General features: G+C 67.2%; 22 protein-coding genes and 1 pseudogene. 15 read left to right on the forward strand and 8 right to left on the reverse strand.

The annotated features are described in order from the left end of the window. Nucleotides 1–77 precede the first annotated feature (77 nt). A complete protein-coding gene (locus tag V9L17_RS20535) occupies nucleotides 78–1,133 on the reverse strand; it encodes a hypothetical protein (protein ID WP_337349095.1) in 1,056 nt (351 codons plus the stop codon). A gap of 185 nt (nucleotides 1,134–1,318) precedes the next feature. Here V9L17_RS20535 and V9L17_RS20540 point away from each other — a divergent pair, with 185 nt between their 5' ends. Beyond that, nucleotides 1,319–1,870 carry a hypothetical protein gene (locus tag V9L17_RS20540; RefSeq protein ID WP_337349094.1) on the forward strand — a complete coding sequence of 184 codons (552 nt, stop codon included), beginning with the start codon at nucleotides 1,319–1,321 and terminating at the stop codon, nucleotides 1,868–1,870. Nucleotides 1,871–1,880: 10 nt separating this feature from the next. On the opposite strand, the gene V9L17_RS20545 is transcribed toward V9L17_RS20540, so the two are convergent. Next, entirely contained in the window at nucleotides 1,881–2,918 is a 1,038-nt protein-coding gene (locus V9L17_RS20545; protein ID WP_337349098.1) for an NAD-dependent epimerase/dehydratase family protein, read from the reverse strand. A 146-nt stretch (nucleotides 2,919–3,064) separates the two neighbouring features. Here V9L17_RS20545 and V9L17_RS20550 point away from each other — a divergent pair, with 146 nt between their 5' ends. Beyond that, nucleotides 3,065–3,976 carry a sigma-70 family RNA polymerase sigma factor gene (locus V9L17_RS20550; protein ID WP_337349093.1) on the forward strand — a complete coding sequence of 304 codons (912 nt, stop codon included), beginning with the start codon at nucleotides 3,065–3,067 and terminating at the stop codon, nucleotides 3,974–3,976. Here V9L17_RS20550 and V9L17_RS20555 read toward each other — a convergent pair. Beyond that, nucleotides 3,862–4,797, reverse strand: a pseudogene (locus tag V9L17_RS20555) (glycosyltransferase family 9 protein); the annotation flags it as partial. The gene V9L17_RS20550 and the pseudogene V9L17_RS20555 sit on opposite strands and share 115 nt — an antisense overlap. Before the next feature lie 128 nt (nucleotides 4,798–4,925). Between V9L17_RS20555 and V9L17_RS20560 the strand changes: the two are divergent. From V9L17_RS20560 to V9L17_RS20590, 7 genes are read left to right on the forward strand one after another with little or no spacing between them, the layout of a single operon-like run. Further along, the gene (locus tag V9L17_RS20560; protein WP_337349092.1) at nucleotides 4,926–5,462 is read left to right on the forward strand and encodes an HAD-IIIA family hydrolase; all 537 of its coding nucleotides are present in this window, start codon (nucleotides 4,926–4,928) and stop codon (nucleotides 5,460–5,462) included. After that, nucleotides 5,462–6,562, forward strand: coding sequence for a glycosyltransferase family 9 protein (locus tag V9L17_RS20565; RefSeq protein WP_337349091.1), 1,101 nt, complete (start codon nucleotides 5,462–5,464; stop codon nucleotides 6,560–6,562). Before V9L17_RS20560 ends, V9L17_RS20565 begins: the two co-directional genes overlap by 1 nt. After that, nucleotides 6,562–7,611, forward strand: coding sequence for a glycosyltransferase (locus tag V9L17_RS20570; protein ID WP_337352710.1), 1,050 nt, complete (start codon nucleotides 6,562–6,564; stop codon nucleotides 7,609–7,611). Before V9L17_RS20565 ends, V9L17_RS20570 begins: the two co-directional genes overlap by 1 nt. Then, nucleotides 7,608–8,927, forward strand: coding sequence for a glycosyltransferase (locus tag V9L17_RS20575; protein ID WP_337352711.1), 1,320 nt, complete (start codon nucleotides 7,608–7,610; stop codon nucleotides 8,925–8,927). The genes V9L17_RS20570 and V9L17_RS20575 overlap by 4 nt, the downstream gene beginning before the upstream one ends. Continuing rightward, entirely contained in the window at nucleotides 8,924–9,661 is a 738-nt protein-coding gene (locus V9L17_RS20580) for a D-sedoheptulose-7-phosphate isomerase (protein ID WP_337352712.1), read from the forward strand. Before V9L17_RS20575 ends, V9L17_RS20580 begins: the two co-directional genes overlap by 4 nt. After that, nucleotides 9,658–11,040 (forward strand): D-glycero-beta-D-manno-heptose 1-phosphate adenylyltransferase, encoded by a 1,383-nt coding sequence (gene rfaE2 / locus V9L17_RS20585; protein WP_337352713.1) that lies wholly within the window; start codon nucleotides 9,658–9,660, stop codon nucleotides 11,038–11,040. Before V9L17_RS20580 ends, rfaE2 (V9L17_RS20585) begins: the two co-directional genes overlap by 4 nt. Nucleotides 11,041–11,061: 21 nt before the next feature. Next, on the forward strand, nucleotides 11,062–11,763 hold the full coding sequence (locus V9L17_RS20590; RefSeq protein ID WP_337352714.1) for an SDR family oxidoreductase: 702 nt from the start codon (nucleotides 11,062–11,064) through the stop codon (nucleotides 11,761–11,763). On the opposite strand, the gene V9L17_RS20595 is transcribed toward V9L17_RS20590, so the two are convergent. Then, a complete protein-coding gene (locus V9L17_RS20595; RefSeq protein ID WP_337352715.1) occupies nucleotides 11,760–12,905 on the reverse strand; it encodes a glycosyltransferase family 9 protein in 1,146 nt (381 codons plus the stop codon). The two genes, V9L17_RS20590 and V9L17_RS20595, sit on opposite strands and share 4 nt — an antisense overlap. 184 nt (nucleotides 12,906–13,089) lie before the next feature. Between V9L17_RS20595 and V9L17_RS20600 the strand changes: the two genes are divergently transcribed. The 3 genes from V9L17_RS20600 to V9L17_RS20610 all read left to right on the forward strand — a co-directional run bounded on the left by V9L17_RS20600 (nucleotide 13,090) and on the right by V9L17_RS20610 (nucleotide 17,182). Next, nucleotides 13,090–14,601 (forward strand): aldehyde dehydrogenase family protein, encoded by a 1,512-nt coding sequence (locus tag V9L17_RS20600; RefSeq protein ID WP_337352716.1) that lies wholly within the window; start codon nucleotides 13,090–13,092, stop codon nucleotides 14,599–14,601. Next, complete coding sequence (rfaE2, locus tag V9L17_RS20605; RefSeq protein WP_337352717.1) at nucleotides 14,598–16,184, forward strand: D-glycero-beta-D-manno-heptose 1-phosphate adenylyltransferase; 1,587 nt, start codon at nucleotides 14,598–14,600, stop codon at nucleotides 16,182–16,184. Before V9L17_RS20600 ends, rfaE2 (V9L17_RS20605) begins: the two co-directional genes overlap by 4 nt. A gap of 62 nt (nucleotides 16,185–16,246) precedes the next feature. Continuing rightward, on the forward strand, nucleotides 16,247–17,182 hold the full coding sequence (locus tag V9L17_RS20610; protein WP_337352718.1) for a spermidine synthase: 936 nt from the start codon (nucleotides 16,247–16,249) through the stop codon (nucleotides 17,180–17,182). 28 nt (nucleotides 17,183–17,210) lie between these two features. On the opposite strand, the gene V9L17_RS20615 is transcribed toward V9L17_RS20610, so the two are convergent. Then, nucleotides 17,211–18,128: a LysR family transcriptional regulator gene (locus V9L17_RS20615; protein ID WP_337352719.1), complete on the reverse strand. Its 918-nt coding sequence runs from the start codon at nucleotides 18,126–18,128 to the stop codon at nucleotides 17,211–17,213. Nucleotides 18,129–18,258: 130 nt separating this feature from the next. On the opposite strand from V9L17_RS20615, the gene V9L17_RS20620 reads away from it, so the two are divergent. Both V9L17_RS20620 and V9L17_RS20625 read left to right on the forward strand, forming a co-directional pair. Further along, complete coding sequence (locus tag V9L17_RS20620; RefSeq protein ID WP_337349080.1) at nucleotides 18,259–19,641, forward strand: MFS transporter; 1,383 nt, start codon at nucleotides 18,259–18,261, stop codon at nucleotides 19,639–19,641. Nucleotides 19,642–19,693: 52 nt separating this feature from the next. Beyond that, nucleotides 19,694–20,443, forward strand: coding sequence for a 3-hydroxybutyrate dehydrogenase (locus V9L17_RS20625; RefSeq protein ID WP_337349079.1), 750 nt, complete (start codon nucleotides 19,694–19,696; stop codon nucleotides 20,441–20,443). 107 nt (nucleotides 20,444–20,550) lie between these two features. Here the strand turns inward: V9L17_RS20625 and V9L17_RS20630 are convergent, their stop codons facing one another. Both V9L17_RS20630 and V9L17_RS20635 read right to left on the reverse strand, forming a co-directional pair. Then, the gene (locus tag V9L17_RS20630) at nucleotides 20,551–20,814 is read right to left on the reverse strand and encodes a hypothetical protein (RefSeq protein WP_337349078.1); all 264 of its coding nucleotides are present in this window, start codon (nucleotides 20,812–20,814) and stop codon (nucleotides 20,551–20,553) included. Between the two features lie 182 nt (nucleotides 20,815–20,996). After that, nucleotides 20,997–21,386, reverse strand: coding sequence for a winged helix-turn-helix transcriptional regulator (locus tag V9L17_RS20635; protein ID WP_337349077.1), 390 nt, complete (start codon nucleotides 21,384–21,386; stop codon nucleotides 20,997–20,999). 123 nt (nucleotides 21,387–21,509) lie between these two features. Here V9L17_RS20635 and V9L17_RS20640 point away from each other — a divergent pair, with 123 nt between their 5' ends. Then, on the forward strand, nucleotides 21,510–22,373 hold the full coding sequence (locus V9L17_RS20640; RefSeq protein ID WP_337352720.1) for an SDR family oxidoreductase: 864 nt from the start codon (nucleotides 21,510–21,512) through the stop codon (nucleotides 22,371–22,373). A gap of 89 nt (nucleotides 22,374–22,462) precedes the next feature. Here the strand turns inward: V9L17_RS20640 and V9L17_RS20645 are convergent, their stop codons facing one another. Continuing rightward, entirely contained in the window at nucleotides 22,463–23,098 is a 636-nt protein-coding gene (locus V9L17_RS20645) for a LysE family translocator (RefSeq protein WP_337352721.1), read from the reverse strand. Nucleotides 23,099–23,108: the final 10 nt, after the last annotated feature.

Genomic DNA, 23,108 nt, shown 5'->3' on the forward strand with positions numbered 1-23,108 from the left:
AAGCAGGTCACCCAGGGACGTGTTATCCGCCTTCGCATGCGCCGCTGACGCAGGAGTCTCCGGCATCTGGCTGCTCATCACGGCCTGCCAGTCTGGCCGTCCGTGGAACGGTCCTTAGTGCGGGGGTCGTTGCCCATGGGGTCATCGGCAAGGTCCCGATCCCGGAGGGGATCGTCGGCGAGCTGGTTGCCTGACCACGGCTCTTCCACGAGTTGCGGGCTGTCCAGCGGGCTGGCCGTTGTGGAGGCACCGGGATAGCTGTGGCCGGCCGGGCTGTATTGTCCGGCTGTACCGGGAGCCCCGCCGTCGAGCCCTGCCGTTGTGGTGGCCGGTCCGGGAACCTGGACCGGTGGCGGCGGAACTGCACCGCCGGACGGGGTGTAGCCACCCGGGCCGCCGCTGTAGCTTTCGGCGCCGTACTGGCTGCCGTAGGGGCTGGGTGAGCCGTTTGCCCCCGAGCTGTATTCACCGGTGCCGTAGCCGCCGGTGCTGCGTGCCGGCGTCGTGCCTGACTCCGGTGCGCCAGCACTCAGGCTGCGCGTGAGCCTGCCTGCGAGGACTCCGGCGCCTGCTGCAAGAAGCAGGAAAGTGCCGGGACGCTGCCGGGCGAAGGATTTGACTTCGTTCAGGAGTGATCCCGGATCCCTGCCGTCCAGCCATGACGCCATGGACGTGGAGCGTTCAGCAACCTGGCGGACCAGATCGCTGGCGACTCCCGGCTGGTCTGAGGCCCGCGCCATGGCATGCAGTTCATCCGAGATGGAACGGAGTCCATCGGCGACTTTCTGCTGCTGGGTCCCGGCCTGCTGGGTGAGGTCGGAGCGGGCCTGGTAGAGGAGGTCCTTGGCGTTGGATTTGACCTCGGAGGCCACGTTGGCGGCCTCAGCCTTTGCCGTCTCAGCCACGTTCTGCGCAGAGTCTTTCGCGGTGCGGGCGACGTCACTCGCCTCGTCCTTCACAGCATCCTTGCGGGACGTTCCGGCGGCATCGCCAGAGGCGGGATAGGCGTTGCCCGTTGGGGGAGTGGGCTGCGCAGCGGATGGGAAGGTGGTGGCGCTCCGCTCTCCAGTGCTCATTGGATTGGCCGGGGGGACGGTGTTGGTTGTGTCCTCGGGCCATTGGTTCTCTGTCATCTTTTGCTCTCTCTTTCCAAGAAGGCCGGTTGTTGATCAAGAACCAGCGATACTGGCCGTAAAATAGTAAGCATGATTACTAACATAAGGTAAGTACCCTTGGTAATTAAGTTTTATGCATGTTCCGGCAACCCTGTCTGACGAGGTATCCGCCGGGGCTGAGGTAACTACGTAGGAAGAGGTGGGTGGCGGTGGAACCATGGGTTTGGGTGGTCATTGCAATCGTTGTGGTGGTGCTTGTTGTGCTAGTTCTGGTCACGGGGCAGCGCCGCAAGGCAATCCAGCAAAAACGGGACGAATCGCACCGTGAAAAGGCGGCAGAGATCCGTCGCAAGGCCGAGGACATTGAACTGGACGCCCGCGAAAACGAGGCCCGGGCTACGCGTGCCAGGGCCGACGCCGAGCAGGCCCAGGTGGAAGCGGCAAGGCTGCGCCAGGAAGCGGAGAAGCGGGCCGCTGACGCACAATCCCTCCGGAATGACGTGGCAGATCACACGCGCAAGGCCGACGCCGTCGACCCTGACGTTGATACGCGCATGGCCGGTGAGGCACCAAGGAATGACGCCCGCGCTGCCGATTCTCGCCCCGCCGACGCGCGCGCTGATGATGCGCGCACGGCGGCTCCCCGCACCGGCGACGCCCGGACCGACGTGGCTGGCGCCGACGCGGCCCGTAGGGAGGAAATCCGCAGGGACGAGGCAAACGCAGACCGCGAAAATCCGCGTTCGGGGATCTAGTTCCGGGTAGCTAGTCCCGTGGCTTCAGTGCGGGGGAGGGAGCAACTCCCTCCCCCGTTGCCATGCCGTCCAGCACTTGCGCGATCGCGTCGACAGAAGAGGTCTTGGGCTCCCAATCGAGCAGCCGGCGCGCCCGTCCGGTGTCCATGACCGGGGCGCCGGAGGCCATATCAATCCATCCTGCGTCCGTGGGCTGGATTCGAAGCTTCCAGGTCAGCGCGGCCACGCCATGGAGCAGGGACATGGGGATGGGCAGGATCCTGCGCGCGTGCACCAGCCTGGCCAATTCCTGCGGCGTGACGACGGGTTCGGCGGCGATGTTGAAGGCCCCGGACTCGCGTCGGTCCAGCACGCGCCAATACGCCTCAGCGACGTCGTCTGCATGGACGGCCTGGAAGATCAGGTCGTCCGGGGCCGGCAGGATGGGAACCTTCAACCGCCGCGGAAGCAGCCGCGGAATCAGCGGACCCAGGAAATAGCCACCGATCTGGCTGCCGGCGTTCCGCTGGAAAGTGAGGCCGGGCCGAAGCCGGGCCACCTTGATCCCGGGATGTACGGCCTCAAACTGATCAAGCAGGCGCTCCTGTTCGGCCTTATGCCTGCTGTAGTGCGAACCTGGTATCCCGGTGGCAGGCCACGACTCGTCCGTCCTGCGGTCTTTGGGAGCCTTGCTGTAGGCGCCCACCGATGAGGCACATACGATCTGCCCCACGCCTGCCTGTCCGGCGGCCTCCAGGACATGGGCCGTCCCGGTGACGTTTGTCCGGTGCAACTGCTCCAAGTCCCGGTTTGGCTGGATTTGCCAGGCCAGGTGAACCACCGCATCCACACCCGCCAGTGCTGTGCGAAGCAGCGGAAGATCGGCATCCACGCCGATGTCGAGAGTGTGCCACTCCACGCCCCTGTAGGGTGCCCGTGCGGTGTTGGGAAGCCTGCGGCTGATGCCGACGAGTTCCAGTGTTCCGGGCTTTGTTTCCAGTTGGCCTTGGAGATTCCGCAGGAGCGCGGTCCCCACATTGCCGCTGGCTCCGGTGACGGCAATTCGCATCGAGAGTTCTCCCTTCGTGTGGATGGCTGGCTCGGCCTGCACATCGAGCCTATATCCGGAAGCATTGTTTAATAAGCAGCCTTATGATTTCCTACTTCTAAGTCTTGCCGCAGGCTTTCGGACCCAGACCGAGGGAACCCACGACAATGCCCGATTTTCTCAACGCAGTTGCCTTGGAACAACCCGTTTTTCCGCCGCCACCAGTGCAGCGAAGCCCGCAAGGGGCAACATCGAAGGGCGGACAACTCCGTGAGACCTTCGAAAACGACCTCGTCGTGAAGTACCTGGACCTCGCGGAGGCGCTGGCCGCCCGCTTCGATGCCAGGGGCCGGGAGCGTGCCGACCTGAACCAGGTTGCGTACCTAGGCCTGGTCAAAGCAGCGAGGGGTTTCGACCAGGCCAAAGGCGACAGCTTCCCGGCGTACGCTGCCCCCACCATCAGCGGCGAGCTGAAACGGTACCTCCGCGACCGCAGCTGGGTGGTTCGGCCGCCACGCCACATCCAGGACCTCCGGACGCGCCTATACCGCGTGGAGCCCGACCTCGCCCAGTCGCTCGGCCGGACACCCAGCATCCCCGAACTCGCGGAGGAACTCGGGGCGGAACCCAGCGACGTACTGGAAGCGATCTGTGCCTCGTCCAGCATGCACCCGGACTCACTCGACGCCGTCAACCCGCACAACGATTCACAGCCGATCGCTGAAATCCTGGCTACTTCGGACGCGCCGCTTGAGCGTCTGGAGGAACTGGCCTGCCTGCGGGAGGCCATGGCCGATCTTGATGCTGCGGACCGCGAATTGCTGTACCGGCGGTACTTCTGCGAAGAGACCCAGGTCCAACTGGGGGAGCGGCTTGGGATGTCCCAGATGCAGGTGTCCCGTCGGCTTGCCCGTGTCCTGGTGGCGCTGCAGAGAAGGTTGCAGGAAAGCAGCTATGTGGATTCGAGCCTTTCCGCCGCTGCCAGCACGTCACCGGCGGAGACAGCGAGGAGGGCGGGATCCGGACGGTCAGCGAAAGGGTCTCCACGCCGCAGTTCCGCGCGGGTCAAAACCACGTGAGGCCCCGAAGGCGGCCCCCACCGTTCTGGTCCTACCGGCCCGAAAAGCACAATCGAGGGCCGTGCGTAGGCGGATGCCAGGTGGGCAGCGCCGGTGTCGGCCGAAATCACCAGCCGCGCGCCGGCCACGCAGGCGGCAAAAGCCGGCAGGTCCAGGCCGCCTGCCACAACAGCAGTTTCGGGAAGCCCCGCCAGCCGGCAGACCTCAAGTGCCCGCTCCCGCTCTGGCGCACTGCCGGTAAGCACCACCTGATGGCCGCCTGCTGATAAATGCCTGGCCACCTGGGCGAACCGGTCCGCCGGCCAAAGCCTGCTTGCAAAGGCGGCTCCCACGTGGATCACCGTGGCACCTGGAAAGCTGGTCGGCACAGGCGGCGGAAGCAGTCCGCATTCCAGGGGGTTGGCGGCGATTCCATGCCATTGCAGCAGGCGCGTCCAGCGCTCCCGCTCATGCATGTCCTCGATCCATTCGGGTCCGTCGCCGTAGGGTCCCCTGTGCTGCAGGACCGTCCGGGCGCCGAGGGCGTGCACCACTTCGCTGCTCTGCGGACCTTTGCCATGAAGGTTCACGGCGACGTCCACATCGCCGGCTTTGAAGGGAAGGGGGGCCTCCAAGCTGGCCATCGGGAGAAGCTCGAATCCGCCCACCAGCCCGACGGCGCCGGCGAGCCACTCCGGGGCCGCGTACAGCAGGCGATGCTCCGGGAAAGCCTTACGCAAGGCATGCAGGGCGGGCACGGCCACGAGGAGATCACCCAGGGCGAGTGCGCGCAGCACCAGCAGCTGCGGCCGGCCGCCAGGTGCCGCCGTCGGAATGGCCATTGCTCCACCTCCCCTGCAGCACCCGCGGCGCTGCCGTGTCACAGGAGTCTAGCCCCGCGGAAAGGACGTTGGCCCTTGAGATTGGCTTTGGCTGTTTAGGAGCTTGGGCCGGGGGGAACTAGGTGGGTATGGGAAGCTCCGAAACTCCGCAGATCCGGGCTGTCCTCTTCGACAGGGACGGCACGCTGGTGGTCGATGTGCCCTACAACGGCGAGCCGGCCCTGGTCCGGCCGATGCCGGATGCCAAGGCCGTCCTCGATTCCGTCCGCCGGAAGGGCTTGTCCACGGGGGTGGTCAGCAACCAGTCCGGCCTGGGCCGGGGGCTGCTGGTACAGGCGCAGGTGGATCAGGTCAACGCCAGGGTGGAGCAGCTCTTGGGGCCTTTCGACGTCTGGGAGATCTGCCCACATATGGACGGTGACGGTTGCGGCTGCCGCAAGCCAGCTCCCGGAATGGTGTACAGCGCTTGCCGGAAACTGGGCCTGGAAACGTCCGAGGTAGCGCTGATCGGGGACATCGGCGCAGACGTCGAGGCTGCCGAAGCCGCCGGTGCCGTGGGTGTGCTGGTTCCCACTCCGCTGACCCGCCCGGAAGAAGTATCCCGCGCGCGGCTGGTGGCACCGGACTTGGCCGGAGCAGTCCGCCTGCTGCTGGAGCTGGCCTGATGGCACGGGTCCTGGTGGCACGCCTGGACAGTGCCGGTGACGTCCTGCTCGCGGGGCCGGCTGTGCGCGCCGTGGCCCATGGGCCGCAGCGAGGGAGCTGGCAGCCTGGCGGGGGACAGCCCAATGACGTGGTGATGCTGTGCGGACGCCAGGGTGAAGCGGCAGCGTCCCTGCTGCCCGGGGTCACTGAGATCTACACGTGGGACAGCCCCTGGATCATGAATCCGGCTCCCGCCATGACGGGGCCGCATGCTGAACGCCTGATCAACTACGTCAAGGATTCCAGGATCAGCCACGCCGTGATCCTGACGTCTTTCCACCAGTCTCCGCTGCCGCTGGCCCTGTTGCTGCGGCTGGGCGGCGTGAAGCACATCACCGGTGCATCAACCGACTATGCGGGCTCGCTCCTGGATGTCAGGCTCCGGCCCGGCGAGGATTTCCCGGAGGAACAACCGGAGGCGGAACGGGCCCTGGGCATCGCCCGCGCCGCCGGCCATCGGCTCCCGGCCGGGGACGATGGGAAGCTGCGGGTGAAAGCACCGCCGGACGTCTCGGACCTGGTGGGGGAGGGCCGCTACGTGGTGGTGCACCCCGGCGCCGCCGTCCCCGCCAGGGCCTGGCCTCCCCTCCACCACGCCGCCGCCGTCGAACTTTTGGAAGGCGCAGGACACCGTGTTGTGGTGACCGGCGGCCCCTCCGAAACGTCACTGACCGCTACCGTCGCCGGCCCTTCTGCCCTTGACCTGGGTGGCCGCACGGACCTGCCAACGCTCGCCGGCGTCCTGGCCGGGGCGGACGCCGTGGTCACGGGCAACACCGGGCCGGCGCACCTCGCGGCAGCCGTGGGTACGCCCGTGGCCTGCCTCTTCGCCCCCGTAGTTCCGGCCGTGCAATGGGCCCCGTATGGCGTCCCGCTGGAGCTTTTGGGCGATCAGGACGCGCCCTGCCGGCTCACGCGGGCGCGGGTCTGCCCGGTGCCTGGCCACCCGTGCTTGAGTTCGGTCTCACCCGAGGACGTTGTCCAGGCAGTGGAGCGGCTGATCGGCGGAGTTTCGTCCTTCAGCACGCACCTCAGTACCCGCAGAAAGGCGCGAAGCTGATGAGGATCCTTCTGTGGCATGTGCACGGGTCCTGGACCGACGCTTTTGTCCGCGGCCGCCACGAGTACCTGTTGCCGGTCCTCCCGGAGGGCGGGCCGTGGGGGCTGGGACGCGCGGGCAGGGACTGGCCCGATTCCGTGCGGGAGGTAACGTTGGCGGACCTTGACGCCGATGGTGTGGACGCCGTCGTGCTTCAAAGGCCCGGGGAAGTCGCCGAGGTTGCCAGGGCCCTGGCACGGCGTCCGGGGGTTGGGCTGCCGGCCGTCTACGTGGAGCACAACACCCCTAAGGGCGATTTCCCGTTCACCCGGCATCCGCTCGCCGATCAGGGTGATATTGCCGTGGTTCACGTCACTCATTTCAACAGGCTGGCGTGGGACAGCGGCCGCGCTCCCACAGTGGTCATCGAACATGGCATCCCGGATCCCGGGGTCCTCTACACCGGCGAGCTTCCGGAGCTCGGAGTGGTGGTCAACGAACCGGTCCGGCGGGGCCGGGTGACAGGGACGGACCTGCTTCCGGCTTTCGCCGCGGTGGCTCCGCTGCAGGTGTTCGGCATGGAAACGGAAGGCCTGGGCGGCGCCATCGGCGTTGAGGACTCCCGGCTGACTGCCCGCGGGGACCTCCGGACCCGTGACCTGCACCGCGAACTGGCCCGCTGCCGGGTCTACCTGCACCCCATGCGGTGGACGTCCCTGGGCCTGTCACTTTTGGAGGCCATGCACCTGGGCATGCCAGTCCTGGCCCTGGCGGCCACCGAGGCGCCGCGCGCGGTGCCGCCGGAAGCCGGCGCGGTGTCCGCCGACGTCGGCGAACTGCTCTGCTGCGCCCGCCGCCTGATCGCCAACCCGGAAGAAGCGCGACGGCGGGGCCTCGCCGCCCGGGAGGCGGCGCTGGAACGCTATGGCCTCACCAAGTTTCTGAACCGCTGGGATGAGGTCCTCGCGGACCTGCGCACCCCGGCCGCCGCGAACGGAAAGCGGCACCCCCACACCACACGTCTGGACGAGCAGATCCTTATTCCGGCGCGAGAGAGGAACACCCCATGAAGATCTCGATGGTTTCCGAGCACGCCAGCCCGCTGGCCGCACTGGGCGGGGTGGACGCCGGCGGGCAGAACGTCCACGTCGCCGCGCTGTCAGAGGCCCTTGCCCGGCGCGGCCACAGCGTGACCGTGTACACGCGGCGGGACGCGGACGACCTGCCGGCGAGGGTGCAGGCAGGGCCCCGGCTGGAAGTGGTGCATGTGGACGCCGGGCCCCCCTGCCATGTGCCCAAAGATGAGCTGCTTCCGTTCATGGACGACCTCGCGGCGGGCATGGCCAAGGACTGGGGCCGGCTGCCGCCGGACGTGGTGCATGGGCACTTCTGGATGTCAGGGCTCGCGGCCCTCGAAGCGGTCGGGCGGATCGGCGGACAGGACTCGGCAGAACGGGATACGTCTCCACGGGATACTGCCGGTCGGGCTGCCAGAAGGGATGATGCCGAGTACCGGATTCCGGTCGTCCAGACCTTCCACGCGCTCGGAACCGTCAAACGCAGGCATCAAGGCAGCGAGGACACCAGCCCGCCGCAGCGTCGCTGGCTGGAACCCTCAGTGGGCCGGTCCGCGGACAGGATCATTGCCACCTGCTCCGACGAAGTGTTCGAACTCAAAGCAATGGGAATCGACACCGGAAAAGTGTCCATCGCCCCGTGTGGGGTGGACCTGGGGCTCTTTTCCGCGGACGGTCCGCCCGCTCCGAGGCCCAGGACCCACCGGATCCTCTCGGTTGGCCGGCTGGTACCCCGCAAGGGCGTGGACCTGGTGATCCGTGCGCTCCCGCAGCTGGCCGAGGCGGGATTCGACGACGTCGAACTCCTCATCGTGGGCGGCGGCGCCGAGCCCGGGGTACTTCATGCCGATCCGGAAGTGCGGCGCCTCCTGGACCTCGCCGAAGGGCTGGGCGTTGCGCGCCAAGTGACCTTGCGTGGTCAGGTGCCGCGCGGCGACATGCCCGGAATCTTCCGCAGCGCCGACGCCGTCGTGTGCACGCCCTGGTACGAACCGTTCGGCATCGTTCCACTGGAAGCCATGGCGTGCGGAGTGCCGGTGGTGGCGGCTGCAGTGGGCGGGCTGCAGGACACCGTCCTCGATCACGGCACCGGACTGCATGTACCGCCCCGGGATCCGGAGGCCATCGCCGCTGCGGTGGCCATCCTGTTGGCAAACCCCGGTCTCCGCGCAGAAATGGGGGCTGCCGGGCAGGTCCGTGCACGGACCCGGTATTCCTGGGACCGGGTTGCCGCGGAAACGGAGAAGGCCTACCAGCTGGCCATGGCGGAACTGCCTGCAACCCTGGGAATGGAAGGGGCAGCGCTGTGACCGCCGAATGGTCCATCCGCGAAGCCGACATTCAGGCCCTCGCGTTTCCAGCCGCTTTGCCGGGACTGGAAGTGCTGGAGGTGGAGGCAGCGGACACGGAGTCCGCGGACGCTGAATCGCTGCACACGGTGCAAGCGCACCTGGACAACGTGGTTCCGGCACTGGAATCGCTCCGGGCCCAATCCGGCCGTCTCGCGGCCTGGGGCGTGGAGCTGGCGCAGCGCCTCCTCTGCGGCCAGCGGCTCCTGGCGGCCGGAAACGGCGGTTCGGCCGCCGAGGCCCAGCATCTGACCGCTGAACTGGTGGGCAGGTTCGACGGCGAGCGCGCCCCGTTCTCGGCCATCTCGCTGCACGCCGAAAGCTCGGCGCTGACTGCCCTCGCCAACGATTACGGCTACGAACACGTGTTCGCGAGGCAGGTCCGCGCCCACGGCCGTTCCGGGGACGTCCTGCTGCTGCTTTCCACCAGCGGCCAGAGCCCCAACCTGCTGCGCGCCGTGGAAGCGGCCGACCGCCTCAACGTCACCACGTGGGCACTGACCGGCCCGGGGCCAAATCCCCTGGCCGACGCCTGCGATGAGGCAGTGACGATCGATGCCCTCAACGCCAACGCGCAGGAGGGCCACCTGATTGCACTGCACGCCATCTGCCGGGCATTTGACCTGGAGGTGCGCCGGCGGAGTACGGGTCTCCAGGAGGGACGAACGGAAGCGGAGTGGGGTGTTGAACCATGAGAATCGTGGTGGTGGGGGACGTGCTCCTCGACGTTGACCTGTCCGGCGATGCCACCCGGCTGAGCCCGGACGCTCCGGTGCCGGTGGTTGATGTCACCGGCGTGAAGCGCCGGGCGGGAGGAGCCGGTCTGGTGGCCCGGATGCTGGCGGGCGACGGTTGGCCGGTCACCCTTGTCACGGTGCTGGCGGATGACGACGCCGGGCGCCAGTTGGAGGCGGCGCTCGCGGGCGTGCGCCTGGCGGCCGGTCCCAGCAGCTTCCCGACGCCGGTCAAGACGCGTGTCCGGGCAGGAACACATCCCGTGGTCCGGTTCGACCAGGGCTGTGGGAGGGTCCCGGTGCCGGACGTGACGCCCGCCATGCTGCGGGCCGTGGAAAAGGCCAGCGCCATCATTGTCGCTGACTACGGCCGTGGCTTGGCGGCCAACCCGCAGCTCCGGGAGCTTTTGGCGAGGCTGGCCGAGGATGTGCCCATAGTGTGGGATCCGCACCCCGCGGGCGCCGCTCCCGTGCCGGGGGTCGCCGTCGTCACTCCCAACCTTGCTGAAGCCCACAAAGCGGCTGGGAGCCTCGGTGACGGGTTCGCCGGAGCCGCCTCCGCCGATGGGGCGGCCAAGGTGGCGGGCATACTGCTGGACCAGTGGGGCAGCCGCGCTGTCCTGGTCACCACGGGCGAGCACGGGGCAACACTGCTGCGGCAGCGTGACCGCGTCCCGCGTCCCGTCCCGGCACCCCGGGTGGAGCCGGCAGATCCCTGTGGGGCAGGGGACCGACTCGCCGCAAGCCTGGCAGTGCACCTGCTGGCTGGCCGGGACCTGGAGGACTCCGCCGTCCTCGCCGTCCATGAAGCCGCGGATTTCCTTGCTGCCGGGGGAGTGGCGTCCTTGCCGGAGCCGGCAGGACCGGCCAAACGCAGGCACCGCACCACCGAACCACTGCTCCTGGCCCGCAGCGTACGGGAGAACGGCGGCAAAGTGGTGGCCACTGGCGGCTGCTTCGACCTGTTGCACGCCGGGCACGTCAGATCGCTGACGGCCGCCCGTGAACTGGGCGATTGCCTTGTTGTCTGCCTGAATTCGGACGCGTCCGTCCACCGGCTCAAGGGTGAGCAACGGCCCATCATGAACCAACAGGACCGCGCCGAACTGCTGCTGGCCCTGGAATGCGTGGACGCTGTCATGATCTTCGACGAGGACACCCCGGAGGCCGCCCTGGAGCGGCTGCGGCCGGACATCTGGGTGAAGGGCGGCGATTACAAAAATGCCAGGCTGCCGGAGGCCGAACTCGTGGAAAGTTGGGGCGGCCGCTGCGTTACGGTCCCCTACCACCCGGCCCGTTCCACAACGGGCCTGGCCGAAGCCTTGGGCAAGGTCAGCTGAAACTCAACCGAAAGGAACACCATGAACACAGAGACACCCTGGCCTGGCCGCGTCCTGGTCACCGGAGGGGCCTCCGGACTGGGGGCCGCCGTCGTCGACGCCGTCCTGAAGGCGGGCGGAACCCCGGTGGTCCTTGACCGGGACATCAGCACTGTCTCCGCAGTGAAAGCCTTCGAAGTTGACGTCGCAGACCGCCTGGCCGTGGAGCAGGCCGTGCGGGAGGCCGCGGAGTCCCTGGGCGGCCTTGAAGCAGTGGTCACGGCCGCGGGCATCGACCGTTGCGGCAAGCTGGCGGACGTCGACGCCGACGAATGGGAGAAGGTGATCGGCGTCAATTTGCTGGGCACAGTCTCTGTTGTCCGCGCCGCGCTGCCCTACCTGATGGAATCGCGGGGAAGGGTGGTCACCGTGGCCTCCACGTTGGGAAAACGCGCGGTGGCCGACGCCACGGCCTACTGCGCCTCCAAGTTCGGCGTGGTGGGCTTCAGCCACGCGCTCGCCGCTGAAACCGGCGGCCGGATCGGTGTCACCACCATGATCCCCGGCGGCATGAACACGCACTTCTTTGATGACCGGACCGAGCAGTACAAACCACAGGACGACTCCCGGCTCAACAGCCCGGCCAACGTGGCCCAAGCCATCCTGTTTGTGCTCTCCCAACCGCAGGGCTGCGAGGTGCGGGAGATGCTGATCTGCCACGCCGAGGAGGGCTCCTGGCCCTAAGTTCCCAAGAGGCTGCGAACGTCCTGGTAAACCTCGGCCGGCCCGATACCCGCCACGAGGCACTCGTCATGCGGGCAGCGCGGCGCTGTCCAGCCCACCTGCGTCACGTCTGCCGCGCACACGGGGCAGTGCGTTGTCCAGGAGAGTTGGAGCCGGTGCCGGCCGCGGCCCAGGGGAGCGGACGTGAGGGCGTTCCCCGCCCAGTAGATCCCCACTGTGGCTGTACCGAGCGCCTGCGCCAGGTGCCGCGGTCCGCTGTCATTGGCCAGCACCACATCGGCGCGGGCCAGCAGCGCGGCCAACTCACCAAGCCCCAGCTTCCCTGCCACGGAGGACACGGAAACCGCAGACGCTGCGGTGCCTGAACCGGTTCCGGCGGAAGGCCCGACGGCGGCACTCACCACTGCTTCCGCCAGCCCGGTTTCGTTCCGGTCGCCCACCACCAGGACCCGGCAGCCGTCGTCGGACGCTGCCCGGGCAACCGCCCCGAAACTGGACACCGGCCAGCGGCGGCGGGGATCGCTGGCGCCCGGATGGATCACCAGTACGGGAGTACCGGCGGCTGGCAACGCCGCGCCGAGGGTGTCAGGCAGCGGTGTCACGAACCTCTCCTGCGGCGCAAGCTGTGCCTCAAGGGCCGCTGGTGCAGCGCCTGCCAGGCCGGCAACTTCCAGGGCGCGCATTGGCTCGTGCTGGTAGTAGGTGTATGGCAGGGTCCGTTCGAGGGGGACCGCATCCGGCGTCGAGGACCCCACCGTGTGCCGGGCCTGCAGCCGCAACAGGAACGGGTTGGAAAACCGTCCCCCGCCATGCAACTGAACCGCCAGGTCGAACTTCCGGGCGCGGGCGTCGAGGAAAAACCGGTCGACGGCGGACGCGTCCTCGGTGCCGGGCCGCACTCCTTCGGCGAAGGGCAGCACCATGACATCGTCCACCGCGCTCTGGACTTCGGCGAGCAGGGATTCGTGCAGCGGTGTCCCGAGGAGCGTCACGGTGCAGCCCGGGTACGCCTTCTTCAACGCGGTGACGGCAGGAAGGGCAAACATCAGGTCCCCCAAGCCGCCGCCGCGCAGTACTGCGACCCGCGAGACCCCGGGGAATTTGCCTAGCACCGGCCCGACGCCCCTGGCGGTCTCATCCATGCTGCCCTCCTTCTGTGCCTGTACCTATGCCTGTACCTATGCCTGTGCCTGCGCCTTCGCGTGCTGCCACCTTACGGACGCCTGGCCCAGCTGGCTAGGGGCGCAATTCTGCCCTGATTCCACCGTGTAAACATCCGCCCCCGGGGTACGGGACTCCAAGGAGAAGTACGTACGGAGGAGTTCCATGCATACGACCGCCACACCCACAACCACCCCTAACCTGACCCTTGACGGCTCCGGACTGGCTATCAGCGATCCGCGCACCGGGGAGTTCCTGTGGTCCGTCCCTGAGGCCGGGCCCGAAGCGGTGAGTCACGCCGTCGAGGTGGCCAGGAGCGCCGCCGGGCCGTGGGCCGGCGTCGCCCCGGCGGAGCGGGGTGCCGCGCTCCGTGCCGCTGCCCGGGCACTCGAGGCCGCCGCGCAGGAACTGGCGGGCCTCAACAGCAGTGAAACCGGACGCCCGCTCGAAGAAGCCCTGGCCGGGATAGCCGCCGGCGTCTCAACCCTGGAGCAATACGCCGAGCTGGGCCCGGTGCACCGCGGACACAGCCTGCTGGGCAGCCGGACCGCCTCGGACTACACGGTGGCCGAGCCCCGCGGCGTTGCCGTTCTCCTCACTCCCTGGAACGATCCCGTAGCGGTAGCGTGCGGCCTGATTGGCGCAGCCTTGGTCACCGGCAACACTGTGGTGCACAAGCCGAGCGAGCGCTGCCCACGCCTCGGTGAAGCCCTCGGGGAAGTGCTGGCGCCGGCCTTTCCGCCGGGCGTCCTCCTGACTGTGTCCGGCGGGGCGGGGGTGGGAGAAGCCCTGACCCGGGCCGCCGTCGACGTCCTTGCCCACGTAGGTTCCACTGCATCCGGGGAGCGGATCGCCCACGCGGCCGCCCAGTCCGGAGCCCACGTCCTCCGGGAAAACGGGGGGAACGATCCACTGCTGGTGGACCGCGACGTTGATCCGGCGTGGGCGGCCGAGCAGGCGGCCATCGGCGCCTTCAGCAACAGCGGACAGATCTGCACATCGGTGGAACGGATCTACGTCCATGAGGCCATCGCGTCCGAATTCTGCGCTGCGCTGGAAGCCGAAGCGGCGCTCCGCAACAGCAACGGGACCGTGGCTCCATTGGTGGATACCAGGCTGCGTGGCACCGTCCACGCCCAGGTGTCCGAGGCACTGGAGCAGGGAGCCCACGCCGTGGAAGGCGGATCAATTCCGGACGGGCCCGGTGCCTTTTACCCGGCGACTGTCCTGCTCGGCTGCACCGACAGCATGCAGGTGATGACGGAGGAAACCTTTGGCCCTGTGGCTGCCGTCCAGGTGGTCCCCAGTTTCGACGAAGGGCTGCGGCTCGCGGGCAGCGGCCGTTATGGGCTGGCCGCCACGGTCCTGACCGGGAGTATCGCCCATGTCCAGCAGGCCATTGCCGCCCTTCCGGTGGGCACCGTGAAGATCAACGAGGTGTTTGGCGGGGCGCCGGGCGGTTCGGCCCAGCCCCGGGGCGCCAGCGGCGAGGGTTTTGGCTACGGCCCCGAGCTGCTCGATGAGTTCACCCGGGTGAAAGTGGTGCATGTGGCGGCTCCACCTCCGTTCGCCCTCCAACTGCCCGACGAACCGCTGCCGGAGCCCGTGCCGGCCGAGCAGGTACTGGTGGAACGGGCCCTGCGGGAACGGGCGCCATCTGTAGAGGACCAGCGATGAGCCCGTTGCACGCCGACGCCGACGACCTCTCCAGCCAGCGGGGACTCTCCGAATGGCTGCCCCGCCGCCTCGCCGCCGAACGGCCGGCCATCACGGTGATCGGCGACGTGATGCTGGACGGCTGGTGGAGCGGAACCATCGAGCGGCTCTGCCGGGAGGCGCCGGCCCCGGTGGTGGACGTGGCCACCCGCGACTTCGTCCCGGGCGGTGCAGCCAACACCGCCATGAACCTCGCGGCGCTCGGGGCCAGGGTGTCGGTGGCCGGCATCATCGGAACGGACGACGCCGGGACAACGCTTCGGAGGAAGCTTCAGGATGCCGGGATTGACGTCCGGAATCTCCACACGCATCCGGACATGGTCACCACCACGAAGATCCGGATCAGCAGCGGCGGCCAGGTGATGCTGCGGATCGACGACTCAGCCAAAACCGTCCCGGCCGATGCGCTGGCGGCGCTCGCCGCATCGGTGCGTGCCGCCGTCGGGCACCAGGACGCGGTGATGGTGTGCGATTACGGGACGGGTGTCCTGGCCGGCCCGGTCCGCGAGGCCCTCACTGAGGCGCTGGGCGGGCCCGGACACCACGGCGGGCCTGCGGAACCGAACGGCGCGCATGGAGGCGGCCTGCGAACGGCGGTTCCCCGGCCTTTGACGGTGGTGGATGCCCACGATCCCCGCCCTTGGGCGCCGTTGCGGCCGGACCTCGCCACGCCCAATGCCCAGGAAGCCAGCCGCCTGCTAGGCGTGCGCCTGCCGGAAGGCTCGGATCGGGTGGCCGCCGTGGCCCGGCACCGCGATGCCTTGTGCGCTGCCACCGGGGCGCGTGCGGTGGTGGTGACGCTGGACCGGGACGGAACGGTACTGTTCCCGGCCGACGGCGGGACTCACCGGACCTGGGCCAGGCCCGCTGCGGAGAAGCAGGCCTCCGGGGCCGGAGACACGTTTGTTGCGGCATTGACCCTGGCCCACTCGGCAGGCCTCCCGCTGACGGCAAGCCTGGACCTTGCCCAGGCCGCTGCGGACGTGGTGGTGCACCAGCCGGGCACGTCGGTGTGCAGCACCGCCCAATTGGGCCGGTACCTGGCGAGCTTCGCGGACACGGCCCTCGGCATCGACGAACTTGCCCTGGAGCTGGAGGCGCACCGGTCCCAGGGCCAGCGGATCGTGCTGACCAACGGCTGCTTCGACGTGCTGCACAAGGGCCACACGCGCTACCTGAACCAGGCCAAACAGCTGGGCGACATCCTGGTGGTGGCCCTGAACAGCGATGCCTCAGTGCGCAGGCTCAAAGGATCGGACCGTCCCATCAACACCGAGGCGGACAGGGCTGCAGTCATTGCCGCGCTCAGTTGCGTGGACTATGTCACGGTTTTTGACACCCCCACGGCCAGCCCGCTGATCCGGCGGCTCAAGCCCGAGGTGTACGCCAAGGGCGGTGACTACACTGCGGACATGCTGGAGGAGGCCAGTGCGGTGGAAGAGTGCGGCGGTCGGGTGGCCATCCTGGACTACGTGGCCGAACGTTCCACCACGGCCGTGGTCAGACGCATCAGGGCGGGCGAGGGAGCCAGGCAAGTCCAGTAGGGACGCCGCTCCTGCGTGCCAGTCAACTAATGTTGAGCCATGACTGAAGCGGCACACGGATAATGGCGAAACGCGGCAAGTCAGGCGGCCGGAACAGCCAGCGTCCGGCAGCGGGAGTCATCGAGGTGCCCAAGGGTACCCGGCCGGAGGGCCCCGTCGAGGGCGTCTACTACATCGATACCGGCGACTGCGAGCTCATCGCGGACCAGGACAACTCCAACGGCTGGCTGCTGAAAATCAACGGCGTCATGAGTTCCCACATCGACCTCGCCGATCCGCTCTTCCTCGATTTTGAGTACATGCGCTGGATGGCGGCGCTGATTGAATCGCGCTGGCCACCAGCGTCCGGGAAGGGCGGGCCGAAGGAGAGCGGGCCGCACCGGCTGCGTGGACTGCACCTGGGCGGCGGGGCCTGTTCCCTGGCCCGCTACTTCCACGCGGCCTACCCGGATGCGCGTCAGGTGGTGGTGGAGCTCGACGGCAAATTGGCGGAGTACGTCCGCGGCTGGTTCGACCTCCCCAAGGCCCCGCTGCTCCGGATCAGGGTCGGAGAGGCCCGCGAGGTCACCGAGACGCTGACGCCGGACACCCGCGACTTCATCATCCGTGACGTCTTTGCGGGTGCGCTGACGCCCCGGCCGCTCACCACCGCCGAGTTCAACGAGCACATCAAGCGGGTCCTTGCCCCGGGCGGTATCTACGTGGTCAACTCCGGCGATGCCCCAGACCTCAAGAACGCGCGGGAGGACGCCGCCACCATCGCGGCCGCCTTCGAACACACGCTCATCATCGCCGATCCCGCCATGCTCAAGGGCCGCCGCTACGGAAACATGGTGATGGCCGGCAGCGACACTCCGCTCGACGGCGACCCCAAGCTGGCCCGCCGGCTCCTGGGCGGAGCTGTCCCGGCGCACATCTGGAACGACGCCCAGGTGCGCGCCTTCGCCGCCGGGTCACCGGTGCGCCACGACCCGGTTTCCCCATCGATTGCTCCGTAAGCGCCCTTTTGAGCGCCCAAAACGGCGTTTACGGAGCACTCGATGGGGTTTTGCCCCGGCCCAGCAGTTTTTCCCGGTGCGCTGCCGTCTGGTCCCGCAGTGCCTGGACAACAGCGGCCACGGCAGGGCGGCGCATCGAGTCAGGCCGCAGCACCATCCAGTAGGGAAGAAGTTCGGCGAAATCCCCGGGTAGCAGCCGGATTAGGTCCTCGTGCAGGTCACCCATAAAGCAGGGCAGGAACCCGATGCCCGCACCGGCCCGCGTTGCCTCTACGTGGACAAAAACGTTGGTTGACGTCAGCCCGTCCCGCATCGCCGGAACCAGCCGGCGCGGTGCATCGAGGTCATCGACCTGCAGCATCGAATCCACGAAATAGACCAGCGGGTGTTCCGTCAGTTCCGCCACGCTGGCAGGCGTCCCGTTCTCCTCGAGGTAGGCGCGCGAGGCGTACATCCCCAGCATGTAGTCACCCAGCCGGACGGCTTCGGCGCGGTGGACCTGCGGTTCGCCCACCACCACTTCGATGTCCAAGCCCGAACGCTGCTGCAGCGCCCGCCGGGTCATGGTCACCACTTCAACGGTCAGCCCCGGGTGGTCGCGGCGCAGCCGGGCAACGGCCGGGGCCGCGATGTAGGCACTGAAGCCGTCAGTCGCCGTCATGCGTACGACGCCGGCAATGGGGTCCGGTGCCTTCCCTGACGGTCCCAGCGCACTCACCGCAGCCTCCACTTGTTCGGCGACGCGGACGGCCTCGGTCCCGAGCTCCGTCAGTTCCCAGCCGCCGGCCGCACGGGCCAGCACCCGGCCGCCCAGTGCCTTCTCGAGCGCTGCTATCCTGCGCGAAACAGTGGTGTGGTTCAGGCCCAGGGCCTGTGCCGCCGTCGTAAATTTAGCGGACCGGGAGACTGCGAGCAGGACCAGCAGGTCATCGGGATTGGTGTTCATATCTGCAATTGTGCACATGGTTGGTGCCGGATTGGTCATTGTAGGTGCATGTTTGTGCAGTAATACTCAGTGGAGCCATTAGTGCTGGAGATCACAGCACGTGTCAGAGTGGACACTAAGGAGAAACCCAATGAGCGTAGAACAGCGCTCGGCAGATAATGCCGCCGGATCCGCCCCCAAAGGGTCCGGACTGAAAAAGATTGTTGCCGCCTCAATGGTGGGCACGGTGGTGGAGTGGTACGAGTTCTTCCTCTACGCCACCGCCGCAACCCTGGTGTTCGGGAAGTACTTCTTCCCGGCCACGGGAAACGAGTTGGACGGCATCATCCAGGCCTTCCTCACCTACGCGGTGGGTTTCGTGGCCCGCCCCCTCGGTGGCATCGTTTTCGGCCAGATCGGCGACAAGCTGGGCCGCAAGCCCACGCTGCAGCTGACCATCATCATCGTCGGTGTTGCCACCTTCCTGATGGGCTGCCTCCCGGGCTTCGCCGACATCGGCTACCTGGCCCCGGCGCTGCTGGTTGCCCTCCGCTTTATCCAGGGCTTCGCCCTCGGTGGCGAATGGGGCGGCGCGGTGCTCCTGGTTGCCGAACACAGCCCCAACGCCTCCCGCGGTTTCTGGTCCAGCTGGCCCCAGGCCGCAGTTCCGGTGGGCAACCTGCTGGCCACGCTGGTGCTGTTCATCATGTCCACGGCCCTCAGTCCTGAGGCGTTCCTGGGCTGGGGCTGGCGCGTGGCGTTCTGGCTCTCCGCAGTGATCGTCTTCGTCGGCTACTACATCCGCACGCACGTCACCGAAGCCCCCATCTTCCTGGAGGCCAAGGCGCTGGTGGAAAAGGAGCAGGCCGTCAGTTACGGCGTCTTCGAGGTGGTCCGCAAGTACCCCAAAGGCATCCTGCAGGCCATGGGACTGCGCTTCGCGGAGAACATCATGTACTACCTGGTGGTCAGCTTCGCGATCGTCTACCTCAAGAGCGTGCACAAATACGACACCTCCTCGCTCCTGCTGGCACTCCTGATCGCCCACGTCATCCACTTCCTGGTCATCCCGCAGGTGGGCCGGCTCGTGGACAGGCTGGGACGCAAGCCCGTCTACCTCATCGGCGCCATCTCCGGCGCGGCGTGGCCGTTCTTCGCCTTCCCCATGTTCGACACCCGCAATGCAGTGGTGATCGTTCTGGCCGTGACCATCGGGTTGTGCCTGCACGCGTTTATGTACGCTGGCCAGCCCGCCATCATGGCAGAGCTCTTCCCCACCCGGATGCGCTACTCGGGCGTCTCCCTGGGCTCGCAGGTCACCTCCATCTTCGCCGGTTCGCTGGCCCCGCTCCTGGCTACCCAGTGGCTCAAGGACACCGGTTCCTGGGTGCCCACCGCCATCTACCTCGTGGTGGCCTGCGCCATCACCACGGTGGCCGTGCTGAGCCTGAAGGAAACCAAGGGCATCGCACTGGAGGAAGTGGACAAGGCCGACGCCGCCCGCGAAGGACTCCTGCCAGCCGGCTCACGCTGAGCTGCTTGAGCCGTTGGACAGTTTGTCGGGTAAGCACACGATGGGAACAGTAATGGAACGCGATTTGAACGGGCGCAAGGCGCTGGTCACCGGCGGTGCCAGCGGAATCGGTGCCGCGTGCGTCCGGGAGCTTGCTGCCCGCGGGGCGAAGGTGGTGGTTGCCGACGTCGACTCCGCCGGCGCCGCCGCGCTCGCCGACGAAGTGGGCGGCACCTCCTGGGCCGTTGACCTGCTGGACGTGGACACGCTCGCCACCCTGAGCCTGGACTGCGACATCCTGGTGAACAACGCCGGGATCCAGCGCATCAGCCCCATCGAGGAGTTTGATCCCGCGGAGTTCCGCAAGATCATCTCCCTCATGCTGGAAGCACCCTTCCTGCTGATCCGGGCCGCCCTGCCGCACATGTATGCCAACGGGTTCGGCCGCATCATCAACGTGTCCTCCGTCCACGGAATCCGTGCTTCCCCGTTCAAGAGCGCGTACGTTTCCGCCAAGCACGGCCTGGAAGGGCTGAGCAAGGTGACGGCGCTTGAGGGCGGGGAGCACGGAGTCACGTCCAACTGCATCAACCCGGGCTACGTCCGGACTGCGTTGGTCGAGAAACAGATCGCGGACCAGGCACAGGTGCACGGTATTCCGGAGTCCGAGGTCCTGGCCAGGGTGATGCTCACAGAGTCCGCCGTCAAACGGCTCGTGGAGCCGGAGGAGGTAGCGTCCCTGGTGGCCTGGCTGGCCTCGGACCATGCCGGTATGGTTACCGGCGCCAGCTACACGATGGACGGAGGCTGGTCCGCGCGCTAAGGGTTTCGGAGTTCGCGAGATGACAGCTAATCCCCATCGGAATCCAGACCATGGGGATTATCTGTCATGTCGGCGCAGGGTCGGATCGACATCCGCCACCTGGGGCGCTAGTCCAGGCGCCTTAGGTGGCGGTGGTCGTAGAAGAACACCCCCGCAGCGGTGCCGAGTTCCACGGAGGAGCCGCGGAGGGACATCACAATCCCTTCATGCCTGCCGTTGAACGGATCGTCTCCCACCACGGCATCCCCCACGCGATAGGGGCACCGCGGAACGAGTGTCACCCGGACACGATCCCAGGCGCCGGCGCTGAGGGAGGAAAATCTTACGGGCCTGCCCATGCTGGCAAGGTCCTGGACATGTGCTTTCACCATGCGAACCACTCCTTGAGTGCGGCGTGCGGCCGCCCACCGGTGCGGGTGCCGGAACGCCCCAGCAGAGGACGGCCCTCTTGTCCCGGCTGGCACCCTACGCATACGTTAGGCGCTATTCACACCAGTCACATCAGTAACATGTACTCGTTTTGGTGCAGGACCGGTACTTAGGGATTTTCCAGTCAGCGTTGGCCTTTGAGGATCTCGTCCGCGTTGTCGTAGGCCCAGGTGACGAGGGGGACCAGCAGGGCAGTCAGTTCGTAGCCCCGGTCCGTCAGGCTGTAATCAACATGCGGCGGAATCACCGGCCTCGCTTTCCGCAGCACCAGGCCGTCACGTTCGAGCGTCTTGAGGGTCTGCGCCAGCATTTTCTCGCTGATGCCCTCGGCCCGGCGCCTGAGCTCGCTCCAGCGCTGCTCACCTTCTGAGAGCGCGGCCAGGATGAGTACACCCCATTTGCTGGTGATGTGGTCCAGGACCGTCCGGCTGGGGCAACCCGCCTGGAACACGCCGTCGGCGAAGTCCGCCCGTAGTTCAGCAAACTGCGGGGCAGGCACACTGATCGCTTCCATAGCCATATCTTACCAAAAAGTCAGTACCTTACCTGAAAGTGCGTACTCTCTTTCAGGAAGTAATCCGGTCCGTGGCTGGTTGTGGAGGGTGACCCCCTAAAAATCGGTGAAAGGAAACACCCCATGAGCATCGTCATCACAGGAGCAACAGGACAGCTTGGCCGCCACGTTATCGAGGCTTTGCTGCAGCGCAACGTTCCGGCGGCGGAGATCGTTGCCACCGGCCGCTCCATCGAAAAGTTGGCTGACTTCCAGGCCCGTGGTGTGCAGGTCAAGCCGATGGACTATTCAGATCCCTCGTCCGTGGCCCAGGCACTGAAAGGCGCCAGCAAAGTCCTCCTGATTTCCGGCAGCGAGGTAGGCAAGCGCGTGGATCAGCACCGCACTGTGATTGAGGCGTCCAAGGCCGAGGGTGTCGAGCTGGTCGCATACACCAGCATCGCTAATGCTGACACCACGGGCATGAAACTGGCTGCCGAGCATCAGGCAACAGAAGCGATCCTCAAGGACTCCGGGGTCCCCTTCGCCATCCTCCGCAACAGCTGGTACCTCGAAAACTACACCGACCAGCTGCCGGGCACGCTTGCCCAGGGCGCACTTGCCGGGAGCGCCGGCGAAGGCAAGGTCAGTGCTGCGTCGCGCGCTGACTACGCCGAGGCCGCAGCCGCAGTCCTGGTTGCCGACGATCAAGCCGGCAAGGTCTATGAGCTTGGCGGGGACCACGCCTTCACGCTCTCCGAGTTGGCGCAGGAAATCAGTGCAGCGGCCAACAAGCCCGTGGCGTACCAGGATCTTCCGGTGGAGGACTATGCCGGGCTGCTGGTCGGGTTCGGGATACCGGAGCACTTTGCCGACGTTCTGGCGGACTCGGACCTGGGCATCGCCCGCGGCGACCTCCTGGTCAGCGGCTCCGACCTCCGCACGCTCATCGGCCGGCCCACGACGCCCATGCCCGTTGCGGTGCGCTCTGCGGTCGCTGCCGCCTGAGTAGGACAGCCTGCCAAGACGCTCTCCCACTTCCTGCAGGTTTTTGGGCCTACCCTCTCCCACATGACGTGGGAAAGGGTTGGCGGCGGTTAGGTCTTACTGCCCGTCAGCGCCAGCGTTCCACCAAGGCCGATCATCATGACCCCGCCTGCGGCGCTGAGCGTGGAGATTCGTTTCGGCGAACGGCCGAACCATTGCCGGGCGGTGCCGGCGGCCAGGGCCCAAATGCTGTCGCAGACGAGCGCTATCACCAGAAAAACCGCGCCCAAAGACGCAAGCTGCAGCGGAATGTTTCCGGCCGCGTAGTCAACGAACTGCGGCAGCACCGCTACGAAAAACACGATCGACTTTGGGTTGGTGGCACCCACCAGGAATCCCTCGCGCAGCATGCGCCAGGTGGACGACGGCGGCACGGGGCCAGCCGCCGTCGCGCGTCCGCCGCGGTGCCGGATCGCCTGAATGCCGAGATATGCCAGATAGGCCGCCCCGGCGAATTTGATGATCGTGAACAGCACCACCGACTGCGCCAGAACTAGCCCCACTCCCATGGCAACAGCGATGATCTGTGGCACCATGCCCAGGGCGTTGCCCAGCACACTCAAGAGCCCGCCTTTGCGCCCGAGGGCGAGGGACCGGCCGATGACAAACAGCACGCTGGGCCCGGGGATGGCGATGAGGACCAGCGAAGCCAGGGCAAACGCCAGAAGACTAGTGAACGGAACCATGCCTGATGAT

Origin of the sequence: Pseudarthrobacter sp. CCNWLW207 (genome assembly GCF_037203945.1) — a bacterium.
Classification (GTDB): domain Bacteria; phylum Actinomycetota; class Actinomycetes; order Actinomycetales; family Micrococcaceae; genus Arthrobacter.